General features: G+C 72.5%; 13 protein-coding genes. 4 read left to right on the top strand and 9 right to left on the bottom strand.

Annotated elements, in window-relative coordinates:
- Nucleotides 1–24: 24 nt before the first annotated feature.
- The 9 genes from ACIQ6R_RS05945 to ACIQ6R_RS05905 form a co-directional block, all read right to left on the bottom strand.
- Nucleotides 25–1,083: a glutamate ABC transporter substrate-binding protein gene (locus ACIQ6R_RS05945; RefSeq protein ID WP_404219016.1), complete on the bottom strand. Its 1,059-nt coding sequence runs from the start codon at nt 1,081–1,083 to the stop codon at nt 25–27.
- Between the two features lie 59 nt (nt 1,084–1,142).
- Nucleotides 1,143–2,597 (bottom strand): hypothetical protein, encoded by a 1,455-nt coding sequence (locus ACIQ6R_RS05940; protein ID WP_404219014.1) that lies wholly within the window; start codon nt 2,595–2,597, stop codon nt 1,143–1,145.
- Between the two features lie 375 nt (nt 2,598–2,972).
- The gene (locus tag ACIQ6R_RS05935) at nt 2,973–3,944 is read right to left on the bottom strand and encodes an N-acetylglucosamine kinase (RefSeq protein ID WP_404219011.1); all 972 of its coding nucleotides are present in this window, start codon (nt 3,942–3,944) and stop codon (nt 2,973–2,975) included.
- Nucleotides 3,935–5,200 carry a 6-phospho-beta-glucosidase gene (locus ACIQ6R_RS05930; protein ID WP_404177548.1) on the bottom strand — a complete coding sequence of 422 codons (1,266 nt, stop codon included), beginning with the start codon at nt 5,198–5,200 and terminating at the stop codon, nt 3,935–3,937. Before ACIQ6R_RS05930 ends, ACIQ6R_RS05935 begins: the two co-directional genes overlap by 10 nt.
- 42 nt (nt 5,201–5,242) lie before the next feature.
- Nucleotides 5,243–6,136: a carbohydrate ABC transporter permease gene (locus tag ACIQ6R_RS05925; protein ID WP_404219009.1), complete on the bottom strand. Its 894-nt coding sequence runs from the start codon at nt 6,134–6,136 to the stop codon at nt 5,243–5,245.
- Nucleotides 6,133–7,077 carry a carbohydrate ABC transporter permease gene (locus tag ACIQ6R_RS05920; RefSeq protein ID WP_404219614.1) on the bottom strand — a complete coding sequence of 315 codons (945 nt, stop codon included), beginning with the start codon at nt 7,075–7,077 and terminating at the stop codon, nt 6,133–6,135. Before ACIQ6R_RS05920 ends, ACIQ6R_RS05925 begins: the two co-directional genes overlap by 4 nt.
- 15 nt (nt 7,078–7,092) lie before the next feature.
- A complete protein-coding gene (locus ACIQ6R_RS05915) occupies nt 7,093–8,430 on the bottom strand; it encodes an ABC transporter substrate-binding protein (RefSeq protein WP_404219006.1) in 1,338 nt (445 codons plus the stop codon).
- Between the two features lie 52 nt (nt 8,431–8,482).
- Nucleotides 8,483–9,700 carry an ROK family protein gene (locus ACIQ6R_RS05910; RefSeq protein WP_404219004.1) on the bottom strand — a complete coding sequence of 406 codons (1,218 nt, stop codon included), beginning with the start codon at nt 9,698–9,700 and terminating at the stop codon, nt 8,483–8,485.
- A gap of 207 nt (nt 9,701–9,907) precedes the next feature.
- Nucleotides 9,908–10,996 carry a mechanosensitive ion channel family protein gene (locus ACIQ6R_RS05905; RefSeq protein WP_404219002.1) on the bottom strand — a complete coding sequence of 363 codons (1,089 nt, stop codon included), beginning with the start codon at nt 10,994–10,996 and terminating at the stop codon, nt 9,908–9,910.
- A 339-nt stretch (nt 10,997–11,335) separates the two neighbouring features.
- On the opposite strand from ACIQ6R_RS05905, the gene ACIQ6R_RS05900 reads away from it, so the two are divergent.
- From ACIQ6R_RS05900 to ACIQ6R_RS05885, 4 genes are all read left to right on the top strand, one after another.
- The gene (locus ACIQ6R_RS05900) at nt 11,336–11,872 is read left to right on the top strand and encodes an HNH endonuclease (protein ID WP_019325428.1); all 537 of its coding nucleotides are present in this window, start codon (nt 11,336–11,338) and stop codon (nt 11,870–11,872) included.
- A gap of 488 nt (nt 11,873–12,360) precedes the next feature.
- The gene (locus ACIQ6R_RS05895) at nt 12,361–12,666 is read left to right on the top strand and encodes a hypothetical protein (protein WP_404177557.1); all 306 of its coding nucleotides are present in this window, start codon (nt 12,361–12,363) and stop codon (nt 12,664–12,666) included.
- A 9-nt stretch (nt 12,667–12,675) separates the two neighbouring features.
- The gene (gene malQ, locus ACIQ6R_RS05890) at nt 12,676–14,778 is read left to right on the top strand and encodes a 4-alpha-glucanotransferase (protein ID WP_404219000.1); all 2,103 of its coding nucleotides are present in this window, start codon (nt 12,676–12,678) and stop codon (nt 14,776–14,778) included.
- A gap of 83 nt (nt 14,779–14,861) precedes the next feature.
- Nucleotides 14,862–15,143, top strand: a complete 282-nt coding sequence (locus tag ACIQ6R_RS05885) for a hypothetical protein (RefSeq protein ID WP_404177563.1) — start codon at nt 14,862–14,864, stop codon at nt 15,141–15,143.
- Nucleotides 15,144–15,206: the final 63 nt, after the last annotated feature.

Here is a 15,206-nt window from a genome sequence, read left to right as displayed (position 1 = left end):
TTTCCCTGCGCTGCGGCGGTCGTCTCAGTTCTGGCGCAGATACTGCGGGGGCGGTGGCTCCGACTTCCCGGAGTCGTCGCCCATGGTCTCCGACAGCCACTCGTCGTACGAGTTCTGCCAGCCCTCGGCCTTGTCGGCGCGCCATTCCACGAGGATCTGGTTGACCCGGCGTACCAGATCGTCGGCGTCCTGCTTCATCGCCACGCCGTAGTACTCGGTGGTGAAGGCGTCACCCCGCAGTTCGACCGTCGGGTCCTGCGCGGCCTGGCTCGCGGCGAGCGCGCCGTCGGTGACCACCGCGTCCGCCTCGCCGAGCTGGAGCCGCACCAGGCAGTCCAGTTGGTTGGGCACGGTGGTGCTGAGGTCGGCGTCGGCGGCCGGCCTGCCGTCCAGCTGGTCCTGCTCCAGCGTGCTGAACGCCGTCGAACCCGCCGCCGTGCAGATCCTCTTGCCGGCGAGCGTGTCGTCGTACCCGGTGATGTCCGAGGACTTGGGCGCCAGCACCTGCTGGCCGGTCTCGAAGTAGGGCGCGGAGAAGGCGACGTCCTGAATGCGGTCGCAGTTGATGGTCATCGTGCGGACCACCATGTCGACCCGGCCGTCCTGGATGGCGGGTATGCGCTGGTCGGTGGGGATCGCCTTGAACTGCACGGCGTCCGGGTCGCCGAGGATGTCCTCCGCGATGCGGTGCACCAGGTCGATGTCGAAGCCCTCCAGCTCGGCGTCCCCGCCGCTGTTCGGGTCGCGGTAGCCCCAGCGGTAGCTGTTCTGGTCGACGCCGACGATCAGCTTGCGCTTCTCGCCCCGGCGGCTCTGGATCTCGTCGATGGTGGGGCCGTCGGCGTCGTCCGGGGACAGCGTCTGCTTCTCCGGGGCCGTGCACTCCTCGGCGGCGCGCGCCTGGCTGCCGTGGGCGACTCCGTGGCCGCCGGCGCCGGTGCCGGTGCCCGCGCCGCCGCCCTCGCCGTGCGAGCGGACCACCGGCAGGAGCAGGGCGAAGAGCACGGCGAGGGCGCAGGCGAAGGCCATCGCCCCCACACCGCCCCAGCCCCTCAGGCCGGCCCGCAGTCGTCGTGCACGCATCCTCGCGCCTCCTTCCACGGGTGCCCCTTCCCGCCCGTCCGCCGGGTCCACGCCCCGCTTCACCGGTACTCCGAGAGCCTGCGGCCGATGCCCAGCAGCGCGCCCGCCGCGCCGAGCCCGGCCAGGACGCCGGCGCCCTGCGGCAGGTAGCCCATCGCGTCCAGCCCGTCTCCTGCGGCCTGCTCGAACTCCCGCTCCTCGTGGGCGATGGCGGCGGCCAGCGAGGCGTCGACGCCGTCGAAGCACTCGACCGTGGCGCCCTTGCCGCCGATGACCAGGTCCAGCGCCTGCTGGTAGTTGCCGCTCTCGTCCTGATCACGGGCCGAGGCGTGGCGTTTCTTCCACTCCGCCATGTTGCTGTTCGCCGCCGCGACCGGACGCTCGCCCGCCTCGTCGTCGGCGAGCCCCTTCGCCTCGGCCAGGCCCTTGCCGAGGGTGTCCATGTTCTTCTCGAAGTCGAAGTCGTAGGCGTCGAACGTCTCGTCGCCCACCTTCTTCGTCTCCGCGCCGCGCGCCACCAGCGTGAGGTTCTCGTTGCCCCGGGCCTTGAGGGAGGCGATGCGGGCGTCGTGCAGCACGTCCAGGGAGCGTACGCCGTGGTCGTAGGAGTCGCCCAGGTTCGACCGCGCGACGCTGTGGCCGACGACCAGCCAGAGCAGGACGATCGTGGCGGTGGCCGTGGCGGCGGCCAGGCCGTGGTTCAGGACCCGGTTGGTGCGCCGGTAGTTGCGGTGCTGCGCCCAGGCCAGGGCGGCGAGCGCGAGGACGCCGAGGGCCAGCGCGGCCCAGGGGTAGGGCCTGGCGTCCGCGTAGTCGGCGCGCAGCCGCTGGTTCTCCTTCTTGTAGAGGTCCTCCGCCGCCGGGAGCATGTCCCGCTGCATCTTCTCGTTGGCGTAGCGCAGGTAGGCGCCGCCGACCGGGAAGCCCTGGCGGTTGTAGGTGCGGGCGCGCTCGATGAGGCCCTTGTACTCGGGCAGGAGGCGGTTGAGCTTGGTGATGGTCGCGGCGGAGGGGGAGTCGGCGTCGGAGTTGGCAGCGGCGGTCACGAGCCCTTCGGCGGCCGTGCGGACGCCCTTCTCGTACCGGTCCCGGGACGCCTTGGTCTCCTGGCCGCCGGCCAGGAAGCCGCTGGAGGCCGCGGTGTTGGCGTCGGCGAGGGAGCGGTAGATGTCGGCCGCGTCGGAGGTGAGCGGCTGGCTGCGGATGAGCACGTCGTCGGCGGCCTGGGACCGCTCGTTCATCTGCCAGGCGGTGACGGTGCCGAAGGCGACGACGAGCGCGGCGAGCAGTGCGCCGATGATCCGCAGCCGCCCCGGCTCGGTGACGGCCGCCGCGCGCAGCCGGTCCACGCCTTCGGCGAACGCGGTGCGGCGGGGCTCCGAGGGCGGGGGGCCGGCGGGGGCGCCGCCCGACCGCTGGGGAGGGAGCGGCCGGGGCTGCGGCGGTACGGCCGGCAGGGCGGGCGCGCCGGTGCCCGGCGGCGGCGCCGCGCTGCCCTTCGGCGGTCGAGTCACTGCTGACCTCCCCCATGGTCATCCGTCGCCGCAAGTATCCCTGCCCGCACCGAGATTCGCACCGGGCTTCACCCGATCTTGGTCCGATCCGGGTGTAACGCACCACCCCTGCCCATGAATACGCCACCGGAACCGGTTCGGTTCCCCGGGCGGGACTCCGTGCGGGGCGGGTCCCGGCCCGGACCCGGGCGGGCCTGTATCCGTGCCCGGGCTTGGACCCGCACCCGGGCTGGTCCCGGGCCCGGGTTCGGCTTGGGCCTGGCCGGGCACGGGAAGGGCTTGGAACCGGGTCCGGGCCTGGTTCGGGTCCGGGCCCGAACCCGAACCCGGGCCCGGGACGTGCCCGCCGCGGAGTGGGCTTCGGGCAGCGGGGTCTCAGGCAGCGAAGTGTGCCCGTGCTCGCGTGTGGGCGCCGGGGGCCGCGTCCGATCGGTCGAGTCCCAGCAGGACCGCGCCCAGGACGGGCGGCGCCGTCACCACTCGCGGTACGGCCTTGGGGGCGCGGGCCGTCAGCAGTCGACGTATGCGGTCGTCGAGTTGGGGGTGGCGGGCCGCCAGGACGCTGCCGCCCAGCAGGACCGGGGTCTCCTCCGCGAGCAGGTCCAGCCGGGTCAGCGCGACCGTGGCCATGGCCACCACCTCGTCGGCCTGCCGGTCGACGACCGCACGGGCGAGCGGGTCGCCGTCCGCCGCCGTGGCGAACAGCACGGGGGTCAGTTCGTGGCGCCGGACGGGCTCGATGTGCCGCAGGTGCAGCGCCTCGATGAGGGCGTACATCGAGCCGAGCCCGAAGTGGGCCGGCAGGGTGCGGGCCAGTTCCGTGGGCTCTCCGCGGCCGTCCTCCGCCCGCGCCGCGTGCCACAGCGCCTCCTCGGCCAGTCCCCAGCCGCCGCCCCAGTCACCGGAGAGGCGCCCGATGGCCGGGAAGCGGGCGGTGCGGCCGTCGGGGCGCATGCCGACGCAGTTGACGCCGGCCCCGCACACGACGGCGACGCCGAGAGGCTCGTCGATGCCCGCCCGCAGGATGGCGAACGTGTCGTTGCGTACGTCCACGCTCGTACCCCACGCGCGCGCGTCCAGCGCGGCGGCCAGTTGCTCCTCCTCCACGGGCAGGTCGGCGTTGGCCAGGCACGCCGAGACGTGGTCGACGGAGGTGACCCCGGCCGCGGTGAAGGCCCGCTGCACCGCCTCCGCCAGGGTGTCGACGGCCCGCTCGACGCCGACCGCGGGCGGACGGAAGGCGCCGCCGCGGGCCGTGGCGAGGACCTCCCCGTCCGCCGTCACCACGGCCACGTCGGTCTTGCTGTTGCCCGCGTCGACGGCGAGCAGGCTTGCGGTCAGGCCCACGCCAGGTGCTCCCGGTTGTGTGCGATCAGCCGGTCGGTGAGCTGCTCGGCGTACGTGTACTGGCCGACGAGGGGATGGGCGAGCAGCGCCCGGAACACCCGGTCCCGGCCACCGCGCAGGGCCGCGTCCAGGGCCAGGTCCTCGTACGCCGTCACGTTGGCCATCAGGCCCGCGTACAGCGGGTCCACGGTCGGCACCGGCAGCGGAGCGGCGCCCTTGCCGCCCACCGCCGCCGGAACCTCGATCACCGCGTCGTCGGGGAGGAAGGGCAGCGTGCCCCGGTTGTACGTGTTCACCACCTGGTACGGGGAGCCCGCGCCGCCGAGCAGGGCGGCGGCGAGGTCGACGGCGGCCTCGGAGTAGTAGGCGCCGCCGCGCTTCGCCAGCAGGGCGGGCTTCTCGTCCAGGGCCGGATCGCCGTACATCTTCAGCAGTCGCCGCTCCATCTCCGCCACCTCGGCGGCCCGGGAGGGCTTGGTGCGCAGCTCGTCGACGACCTCGTCGTGGGCGTAGTAGTAGCGCAGGTAGTAGGAGGGGACGACGCCCAGGCGGTCCAGGAGGGGCCGGGGCAGGCGGAGGTCGGCGGCGATCGTCTCGCCGTGCTCGGCCAGCAGGCGGGGCAGCACGTCCTCGCCCTCGGGGCCGCCGAGGCGGACACCGGTCTCCCAGGTGAGGTGGTTGAGGCCCACGTGGTCCAGGTGGACGTCGGCGGGTGACACCCCCAGCAGGGCGGCGAACTTGCGCTGCAGCCCGATCGCCACGTTGCACAGGCCGACCGCCCGGTGCCCCGCCTGGAGCAGGGCGCGGGTCACGATGCCGACCGGATTGGTGAAGTCGATGATCCACGCGTCCGGGTTGGCCCGGCGGACCCGCTCGGCGATGTCCAGCACCACCGGCACGGTGCGCAGCGCCTTGGCCAGGCCGCCCGCGCCGGTCGTCTCCTGGCCGACGCAGCCGCACTCCAGGGGCCAGGTCTCGTCCCGCTCGCGCGCGGCCTGGCCGCCGACGCGCAGCTGGAGCAGGACGGCGTCGGCGCCGTCCACGGCCGCGTCCGGATCGGAGGTGGTGACGACGCGGCCCTCGTGCCCCTGCCTGGCGAAGATGCGGCGGGCGAGGCCCCCGACCAACTCCAGCCGGTCCGGCGCCGGATCGACGAGGACCAGCTCCTCGACCGGCAGGGTGTCCCGCAAGCGGGCGAAGCCGTCGACGAGTTCGGGCGTGTAGGTCGAACCGCCGCCGACCACGGTGAGTTTCATCCAGTCATCAATCCTTCGCTCGTTCCTTGCTCATCCCTTTGCTCATCCCTTGACTCCGGTCAGCGTGACGCCCTCCACGAACGCCTTCTGCGCGAAGAAGAACACGAGGATCACGGGGGCCATGACCAGCACGGTCGCCGCCATGGTGAGGTTCCAGTCGGTGTGGTGGGCGCCCTTGAAGGACTCCAGGCCGTAGGAGAGGGTCCAGGCGCCGGGGTTCTCGGAGGCGTAGATCTGCGGGCCGAAGTAGTCGTTCCAGGCGTAGAAGAACTGGAAGAGGGCCACGGCCGCGATGCCCGGCTTCGCCATCGGCAGGACGACCTTGAGCAAGGTGCGCAGCTCGCCGCAGCCGTCCACCTTCGCCGCGTCCAGGTACTCGTCCGGGATGGTCAGCAGGAACTGCCGCAGCAGGAAGATGGAGAACGCGTCGCCGAACGCCATCGGGATGATCAGCGGCCAGAGCGTGCCCGACAGGTCGAGCTGCTTCGCCCAGAACAGGTACATCGGGATGATGACCACCTGCGGCGGCAGCATCATCATCGAGATCACCAGCATCAGGGACAGCTGCCGGCCCCGGAAGCGGAACTTGGCCAGCGCGTACGCCACGGGGATCGACGACACCACGGTCAGGACGGTGCCCAGCCCCGCGTAGAGCAGCGTGTTCCTCCACCAGGTGAGGAAGCCGGGCGTGTCCAGGACCGTGCGGTAGTTGCCCCACTCCCAGGTGTGCGGCCACAGGTCGCGGGTGAGGGCCTGCTGGTCGCTCATCAGCGAGGTGAGGACCACGAACCCGAACGGCAGGGTGAAGAAGAGGGCGGCGGCCACGCCCAGGGAGTGGACGGCGATCCACTCCAGCAGGACGCGCCGGCGGGCGGCGCGCCGTTCGGTGGGGGGCGTGCCCCCGGCCACCGCGGGCCGTTCCAGTACCCGGGTCATCGTTCACCTGCCTGGATCAGACCGCCCCGGCGGCGCATCAGCAGCGCCGTGAACGCCATGGCCAGCGCGAACAGCACCAGGGCGACCACACAGGCGGAGCCGTAGTCGAAGCGCTGGAAACCGAGGTTGTAGACGAGCTGGGGGAGGGTCAGGGTCGACTTGTCCGGGTAGCCCGGCTCGAAGGACTGGCCGGAACCGCCGATGATCCCGGAGGCGACCTTTCCCGCGACCAGCGGCTGCGTGTAGTACTGCATCGTCTGGATCACGCCCGTGACCACCGCGAACAGCACGATCGGCGAGATGTTCGGCAGCGTGACGAACCGGAACCGCTGCCGGGCCGACGCCCCGTCCAGCTCGGCCGCCTCGTACTGCTCCTTCGGTACGTCGAGCAGCGCGGCCATGAAGATGACCATGAGGTCGCCCACGCCCCACAGCGCGAGCGCGGTCAGCGCCGGCTTGGACCACGCGGGGTCCGTGAACCAGCCGGGAGCCGGTACGCCCAGCCCTTCCAGGACGGCGTTGACCGGGCCGGTGCCGGGGTTGAGGAGGAAGACGAAGGCCAGCGTCGCGGCGACCGGCGGGGCGAGGTAGGGGAGGTAGAAGAGGGTGCGGAAGACGCCCGCCCCCGTCCTGATCCTCGTGACGATCAGACCCACCCCGAGCCCGAACACCACCCGGCAGGTCACCATCACCAGGACCAGCCAGAGGGTGTTGCGCAGGGCCGGCCAGAACAGCGGGTAGTCCTGGAAGACGTACACCCAGTTGTCCAGGCCCCGGAACTCCGGGACGCCGAAGCCGTCGTACCTCATCAGGGAGAAGTACACGGTGGACACCAGCGGATAGGCGAAGAAGACGCCGAACCCGACGAGCCACGGTGACATGAAGGCCACCGTCCGAAGCGCCGACGACCGGCGCTTCGCGCGGAGAGTGTTCGCGGTCATGAACGTCATGAGCCGCTACTTCGTCTGCTCGATGTCGCGGTCGATCTGCGCGGCGGTCTTCTCCAGTCCGGCCTTCAGGTCCTTCACCTTGCCCGACTCGTACTGGTAGCCGAAGTCCTGGAGCGTCAGCTGGTACGTGGAGCCGTTGACGGAGGCGGGCGGGGAGTTCGACTCGGGGTGCTGGGCGATGTCCATGAAGGTCTCGAACGCCGGGTCGGTCTTCAGATCGGGCGACTTCAGGGCCGGGAACGTGGAGGGCACGTTGCGGATCGCGTTGGCGAAGGCGACGACGGCCTCGGTGTCGGTCGTCATGTACTTCACCAGCTCCCAGGCGGCGTTCTGCTTCTCGCTCTGCGGGGCGATGCCCATGACCGTGCCGGAGAGGAACCCCTTGCCGTACTCGTCCACCTCGTCGTCGGCGACCGGCATCGGCGCGGTGCCGATCTCGAAGTCGACGCCCGCGTCCTTCGCCATGCCGAGCCGCCACTCGCCGTCGAGCTGCATGGCCACCTGACCGGTGTGGAAGGGGTGCTTCGCGCCCCACTCGTCGCCGAAGGTGTTGCGGTACCTCTCCAGCCTCCCGAAACCGCCGAGTTCGTCGACGAGCTTCTTCTGGTAGGTGAACATCTCCGCGAAGGCCGGGTCCTCGGCGACGTTGGACTTGCCGTCCTCGTCGAAGTACGCGTGGTCCCACTGGGACATGTAGTGGTCGACCACGGTCTCGTAGCCGTGGTAGTTCGGCATGAAGCCGAGCTGCTCGTAGCCGTCCCCCTTGGGCTCGGTGAGCTTCTTCGCCACCTCGGTGAACTCCGACCAGGTCTTCGGCGGCGCCTTGATCCCGGCCGCCTCGAAGGCGTCCTTGTTGTAGTAGAGCCCGTAGGCGTCGCCGAGCAGCGGCAGGGCGCAGCGCGTGCCCTCGAACCGCGTGTAGTCCAGCATCGGCTTCGGGATGAGCGCGTCCAGGTCGAGTTTCGACTTCTCGACAAAGGGCTTCAGGTCGAGGAACGCGCCCGAGGAGCAGAACTTGCCGATGTTGGAGGTGGTGAACGACGACACCACGTCCGGGCCGTTCGAACCGCCCGCGCGCAGGGCCTGGTTGAGCTTGTCGTCGTTGATGTTGCCGACGACCTTGACCTTGATGTTGGGGTGCGCCTTCTCGAAGCGGTCCACGTTCGCCTGTACGGCCTTCACCTCGGCGGGCGCGCTCCAGCCGTGCCAGAAGGTGATGGTCGTCTCGGCGTTCGGGTCGTCCGTGGCGCCGGTGCCGGACTGGCCGGTGCAGGCGGTGGCGAGGAGGGTGAGGGAGGCGGAGGCGGCGACCGCGAAAGCCGCTTTCCTGGATATTCCGGGCATGGCGAATCTCCCTGGGGCAGGGCGTGGCGGGACGGGGGCGGGTGGTGCGGGCTCAGCGCGAGGTGTCGAAGACCTCGTCGCGGGTGGTCGCCAGCGCGCTCTCCAGCGCGCCGCGCAGTACGGGATGCTCGGTCACGTCACCGACGACGAGCCGGGGCCTGGACGCGGCCAGCTCCTCCAGCTCGTCCTGGACCAGGGCGCGCAGCGCCTCACCGCCCGCGGCGAGCGAGGTGCCGCTCAGGACCACCAGTTCGGGGTCCAGGACGGAGACGAGGGACGCGAGACCGGTGGCCAGCCGGGTGGCGTACGTCCGGAGCAGGCGGCGGTGCGGGTCGTTGTCGTCGTCGGTCCGCGCGGCCCGGGCGACGAGGGCGGCGGCCACCTCGTAGTACGGCCCGGAGGGCACGGGGGCGACGCCTAGCTCCCGGGCCAGCCCGGCCAGGGCCTGGGAACCGGCCAGTTCCTGGAAGCCGCCGCTGCCCGTACGGCTGACCTTGCGGACCAGCGGGGCACCCGGCACCGGCAGGAACCCGACCTCGCCCGCGCCGCCGGTCCAGCCGCGGTGCAGCCGGCCGCCGAGGACCAGGGCGGCACCCAGGCCCTCCTGGTTCCACAGCAGGACGAAGTCCTCGTGGCCCCGGGCCGCGCCGAGGCGCTGCTCGGCCACGGCGGCGAGGTTCACGTCGTTCTCGTACTCGACCGGCATCGGCAGGGCGGCCGCGAGTTCGTCGAGCAGGGTGGGGGAGTGCCAGCCCGGCAGGTGGGCGGCGTAGCGCAGCCGCCCGGTGCCCGGATCGAAGGCGCCCGGGGTGCCGATGACGAGACGGCGGACGTCGTCCCGGGCGAGTCCGGCGGCCTTCACCGCGCCGTCGAGTGCGTCGGTGACCTGCTGGACGACGGGGGTGGCGGCGCGCCGTCCCGGGGTGGCCAGCTCGTACCGGCCGACCGTGCGCCCCGTGACGTCGGCGACCGCGGCGAGGACGCGGTCCGGGGTGACGTCGAGTCCGGCGGCGTACGCGGCGGCCGGATTGACCTCGTACAGCTGGGCGCCGGGGCCGGGGCGTCCCTCGGTCGTTCCGCCGGCCAGCACGAGTCCCGCCGCCTCCAGGCGGGCCAGCAGCTGGGAGGCGGTCGGCTTGGACAGGCCGGTGAGCTTGCCGATCCGGGTGCGGGAGAGCGGTCCGTGCTCCAGCAGGAGGTCCAGGGCGGCCCGGTCGTTCATGGCGCGCAGGACGCGCGGGGTGCCCGGCGTGCCGGCGGTTCCTGCCATGCGTGTCCACACCTGCCTCTCGGCCGCTCAGTTTTTCAGTGTCCGGTGGGGGAAGTCCACCGGCCGCCCTCCGGGTGCGAGGGGGGTCGGTCTGTTAGGAAAGTTTCCTGTTGGCTGAGAAACGTAGGCCCGCCGGGGACGGGCGTCAAGAGACCGCCCCCGAGGCGACGCGGTCGTCCCTCGGGGGCGGGGTGGGGGCCGGGCCCGCTACTTGGTGGTGCTCGTCGGGGGAATCGGGGACGCCGCGATGGACTGCGGCGACACCGTGCTCGCGTACGCCGACGGCGCCGCGACGCCGGCCGTCGGGTCGGCGGCCGCGGCGGTCTGCCCCGGGATCTCGGGACCGCCGACGATCTGGATGTCGGCCGCGTCGAAGGCCCGCTTGATGCGCCAGCGCAGTTCGCGCTCGACGGTGAGGGCCTTGCCGGGCATGGTCTTGGCGGAGACCCGCACCACCATGGAGTCGAGCAGTACGGAGTCCAGGCCGAGCACCTCGATCGGGCCCCAGAGCATCTCGTTCCAGGGCTCTTCCTTGCTCATCCGCTCGCCGACGGCGGCGATGGACTCCTTCACCTTGTCCAGGTCCTCGTCGGAGCGGACGGTCACGTCGACGCCGGCCGTCGACCAGCCCTGGGAGAGGTTGCCGATCCGCTTGACCTCGCCGTTGCGGACGTACCAGATCTCGCCGTTGTCGCCGCGCAGCTTGGTCACCCGCAGCCCGACCTCGATGACCTCGCCGGAGGCCACGCCCGCGTCGATGCTGTCGCCGACCCCGTACTGGTCCTCCAGGATCATGAAGACGCCGGAGAGGAAGTCGGTGACCAGATTGCGGGCGCCGAAGCCGATCGCGACGCCCGCGACGCCGGCCGACGCGAGCAGCGGCGCGAGGTTGATCTGGAAGGTGCCGAGGACCATCAGGGCCGCGGTGCCGAGGATGAGGAAACTCGCCACCGAGCGCAGTACGGAGCCGATGGCCTCCGAGCGCTGGCGGCGCCGCTCGGCGTTGACCAGCAGGCCGCTCAGCGCGGTGCTGGCGCCCGTCCCGGCCCTGCGGTTCATCCGGTCTATCAGCTTGGTGATCGCCCGCCGCACCACCACCCTGAGCACCGCCGCTATCACCATGATCAGCAGCACCCGCAGCCCGATCGCGAGCCACGTCGACCAGTTCTCCTCGACCCAGCCGGCGGCGTTCGTCGCGCTCTCCTGGGCGTCCTGGAGCGAGGGCACCGCCGGGGCCGTCGGCGACGGGGACGGCGACGAACCGGCGGCCGGCAGGACGGCGGCGGACAGGGACACGGCGGATACCTCCAGGTGCGGCGACCCGTCCTCACAGGTCCGGGCCGGGTCCGGTCCGAGGTCCGGCCGAGGTCCGCTCCGAGGTCACGGAAAGGTCACTGGACGGGCAGGAGCACCACACTAACGGGGCACCGGGCGCGGATCGGCCCGAAACGGTCGGGAGAGACGGTACTCACCCGCGCTTGAACTGGTCACGGTCGTGGGGATGCATTCCGTGTGGTCGAAAACACTCCCAGCCCGTTACCGGGACATGGTGGCGCTTCCGCCAGCCATGAGGGGAGACTGACTACGGATCGTCCCGGCGCGAGCCACGCGCCGCCGGCGTACAAGGAGGCATCCGTGCCGCATGTCCTGGTTCTCAACGCGTCGTACGAGCCACTCGGCGTCGTACCGCTCCGCCGCGCGCTCGTCCTCGTCCTCGAGAACAAGGCCGTGTGCCTTGAGGAGTCCGGCGCCTATCTGCACAGCGCGACCGTCACCGTGCCCGCACCCAGCGTGGTCCGGCTCAAGCGATTCGTGCGGGTTCCCTACCGGGGGCCCGTCCCGCTCACCAGGCGGGCGCTCTTCGCGCGCGACGGAGGCCGGTGCATGTACTGCGGCGCCGTCGCCACCAGCGTCGACCACGTCATCCCGCGCAGTCGCGGGGGTCTGCACGCGTGGGACAACGTCGTGGCGTCCTGCCGCCGCTGCAACCACGTCAAGGCCGACCGGCACCTCGGCGAGATCGGCTGGCGCCTGCGCCACAAACCCGCCCCGCCCACCGGCCTGGCCTGGCGCATCATCGGCACGGGCCATAGGGATCCGCGCTGGCTGCCGTACTTGCAGCCGTACGGCGCGGAGGACGCCATGGCCCGGATCGACGGCATTTCCGCCTGACGGTCCGGGCTTTCGTGTACGCCGGGTCGGGCTCGCTCAGCGCACCGTCGTACGAGGTGGCCTCGACGGCCATGAGGACGGGGGTGGCGTCGGCCCGTTCGCCCTGGCCGACGAAGGCCCCCGCCGGGGCCGGTGAGGCGTCCGGTCGGGCGCGACCGCCGCGGTATGCCTCGATCACCGGTCCCTGTGTCGGATCCAGCCACAGGTCGGGTCGGTGTCGCATGCGAGTGCGCGATAGCCGGCGGGGAGGTGCGCCCGGGTGCTTCGGGTGCTTCGGGTGCTTCGGCTGCCTCGGGAGCGGCCGGTTTGCATGATCTTCGCGCGGGATAGGTGACTGTTCTGCCCGGATTCGTGGAGATCTCGCGAGCGTGGAATGTGACCAGGGCCACGTTGTCGGTGCTGGGGTGCCTGTCCTCGCGCGGACTGGGTAGGGCTGCCGTAACGCGCCAAAAGCGTGCTCGAAACAACGCTCGACGAAGGAGACCCCCGTGGTTGCACTGGCACCGCTTCTGCTCCCGGCCCCGTCCAAACCCGTGGCGGAGCCGTCCACTCCTTGGGCGGAGCCCTCCGCCGCCTCCGACACCCCGCACTACTGCGTCTTCGGCGCCACCGGCAGCTGCGCCGACGCACCGCTCACCAGCGAACCGCCACTGCCCGACGCCGAGCCCCTCACCAGCGAGTCGCCGTTCGCCGACGCCGTGCCGCTGACCAGCGAATCCTCGCCCGAACTCACGGCGGACGTGCCGGACCAGGGCGGCCCCTCCTTCGCCGTCCCGGAACCCACGAGGTCGTAGAGGTCACAGATGCCAGCAGCCCGGCCGGCCGAGCCCCCCGCCGAGGACCTTCCCGAGGATCTGACCCGGCTCGCCGCCCTGCACGGCGTCGCCACCTCCTACAGCCCGTCCCCGGACCGCACCGTCGCGGCCTCGGCCACCGCTGTCACCCTCGCGCTGGCCGCCCTCGGCGTGGACACGAGCACGCCGGAGGCCGTACGCGCCGCGCTCGCCGCCCGCGAGTCCGTGCTGCGCGAACGCCTGCTGCCGCCCGCCGTGGTCGCCTGGAGCGGCGGCGGCACACCCGCCGCCCTGGCCGCCCTGCCCGAGGGCACCCGGCTGCGCGTCGACACCGAGCAGGGTGAGACCCGCGCCGACGCCGGGGGGCTTCCGCCGGGCGTCCACCGCCTGACCGCCACCGCGCCCGACGGCCGGGCCGCCCTGGCCCACCTGATCGTCGCGCCCGCCCGGCTGCCCGTCCCCGCCACGCGCTCCTACGGACTCCTCGTCCAGCTCTACTCCCTCCTCTCCCGCCGCTCCTGGGGCATGGGCGACCTCGGCGACCTCGGCGAACTGGCCGCCTGGGCCGGACGTGCCCTCGGTGCCGGGTTCGTCCAGGTCAACCCGCTGCACGCGGCCGTGCCCGGCGCGCCCACCGACCCCTCCCCGTACCGGCCCTCCTCGCGCCGCTTCCCCGACCCGGTCCACCTGCGGATCGAGGACGTGCCCGAGTTCGCGTACGTCACCGACCACGTGCGCGCCCGGGCCCTCCAGGAACGGGCCGGACGGCTGCGCGAGGCCGTGCTGGAGAAGGACGCCCTGATCGACCGGGACGCCGTGTGGGAGCTGAAGCGCGAGGCCCTCGAACTGCTCCGCGAGGTCCCCCTCGGCCCCGGCCGCCGCGCCGCCTACTGCGACTACCTCGCCGAACAGGGCACGGCCCTGGAGGACCACGCGACCTGGTGCGCGCTCGCCGAGGTCCACGGCTCCGACTGGCACCGGTGGCCCGAGGGCCTGCGCGATCCCCGCTCGGCCGAGACCGACCGCGCCCGCACCGAGCTGATGGACCGCGTCGACTTCCACTCCCGCCTCACCTGGCTCACCGACACCCAGCTGACCGCCGCCCAGCGCACCGCCCGCGAGGCCGGAATGCCGGTCGGGATCGTCCACGACCTCGCCGTGGGGGTGCATCCGCGGGGCGCCGACTCCTGGGCGCAGCAGGAGTACTTCGCCGACGGCATGTCGGTGGGCGCACCGCCCGACGCCTTCAACGCCCGCGGCCAGGACTGGGGCCTGCCGCCCTGGCGCCCCGACCGCCTCGCCGAGTCCGGCTACGCGCCCTTCCGGCGCCTGCTGCGGGGCCTGTTCCGCTACGCCGGAGCCCTGCGCATCGACCACGTCATGGGCCTGTTCCGGCTCTGGTGGGTCCCCGACGGACACCCGCCCACCGAGGGCACCTACGTCCGCTACGACGCCGAGGCGATGCTCGCCGTCCTCGTCCTGGAGGCGGCCCGGGCCGGCGCCGTGGTCATCGGGGAGGACCTGGGCACCGTGGAACCCGGCGTGCGCGAGGCGCTGCGCGAACGCGGGGTGCTCGGCACGTCCGTGCTGTGGTTCGAACGGGACTGGACCGGCGACGGCCGCCCCCTGCCCCCCGACCGCTGGCGCGCCGACTGCCTGGCCACCGCCACCACCCACGACCTGCCGTCCACCGCCGCCCGCCTCACCGGCGAACACGTCGAACTCCGCGACCGCCTGGGCCTGCTCACCCGCCCGCTGGAGCAGGAGCGGGCCGAGGCGGCGGCGGACACGGCCGAGTGGCTGGACGCACTGGCCCGGCTCGGTCTGCTGCACGGCACCGGCGGCGACACCGGTACGCCCTCCGAGGAGGCCGGCATCCAGGCCGTCCACCGCTTCCTGCTGCGCACCCCCGCCCGCATGGCCGGCATCTGGCTCCCGGACGCCGTCGGCGACCGCCGCCCGCAGAACCTCCCCGGCACCTGGGACCAGTACCCGAACTGGCGCCTGCCCGTCGCCGACGCCGAGGGCCGCCCCGTGACCCTGGAGGACCTGGCCGCCTCGGCCCGGCTGCACGCCCTGATCGACGTCGTACGGGACCGCGCCGGCGGCTGAGCGGGCCCGCCCGGAGACCACTCGCGGCCCCCGTACGGCACCCCGGGCGCGCGGCCCTTCCGGCCGTTCGCTAACTTTGCACCGTGGACAAGAAGAACGCCCTGCGCGCCGGCGCCCTGGCAGCCGGTACGACGCTGATGATGCTGCTCATGTCGTCCCCCGCGCTCGCGCTGACCCGCGACGACGGCGACGACCCCGGCACAGGCCTGAGCGTCGTCGAGACGCTGGGTCTCTACGTCGTGGCCCCGATCGCGCTGTTCGTGATCATCGCGGGCCTGGTCCTGGTCCTGGACAGGTCCAAGGAAGAGCACCGCGTGACCTCCCGCAACATCAAGACCCGGCCCAAGGCCGACGCCAAGGTCTGACGGCCCACCCCACCTCCACCGAGGGCGCCGGTCCCCTCGCACGTACGCGCGTCAGCGGTGTGC

The organism is Streptomyces sp. NPDC096048, from assembly GCF_044763415.1.
Lineage (GTDB): Bacteria > Actinomycetota > Actinomycetes > Streptomycetales > Streptomycetaceae > Streptomyces.
The sequence above is the reverse complement of the archived record's forward strand: the minus strand, read 5'-3'. Positions and strand labels throughout refer to the sequence as shown.

Coding starts and splice junctions, on each gene's coding strand:
- ACIQ6R_RS05945 (WP_404219016.1), bottom strand. CDS start 1,083: ATGCGTGCACGACGACTGCGGGCCGGCCTGAGGGGCTGGGGCGGTGTG.
- ACIQ6R_RS05930 (WP_404177548.1), bottom strand. CDS start 5,200: ATGAAACTCACCGTGGTCGGCGGCGGTTCGACCTACACGCCCGAACTC.
- ACIQ6R_RS05925 (WP_404219009.1), bottom strand. CDS start 6,136: ATGACCCGGGTACTGGAACGGCCCGCGGTGGCCGGGGGCACGCCCCCC.
- ACIQ6R_RS05920 (WP_404219614.1), bottom strand. CDS start 7,077: ATGACCGCGAACACTCTCCGCGCGAAGCGCCGGTCGTCGGCGCTTCGG.
- ACIQ6R_RS05915 (WP_404219006.1), bottom strand. CDS start 8,430: ATGCCCGGAATATCCAGGAAAGCGGCTTTCGCGGTCGCCGCCTCCGCC.
- ACIQ6R_RS05910 (WP_404219004.1), bottom strand. CDS start 9,700: ATGGCAGGAACCGCCGGCACGCCGGGCACCCCGCGCGTCCTGCGCGCC.
- malQ (WP_404219000.1), top strand. CDS start 12,676: ATGCCAGCAGCCCGGCCGGCCGAGCCCCCCGCCGAGGACCTTCCCGAG.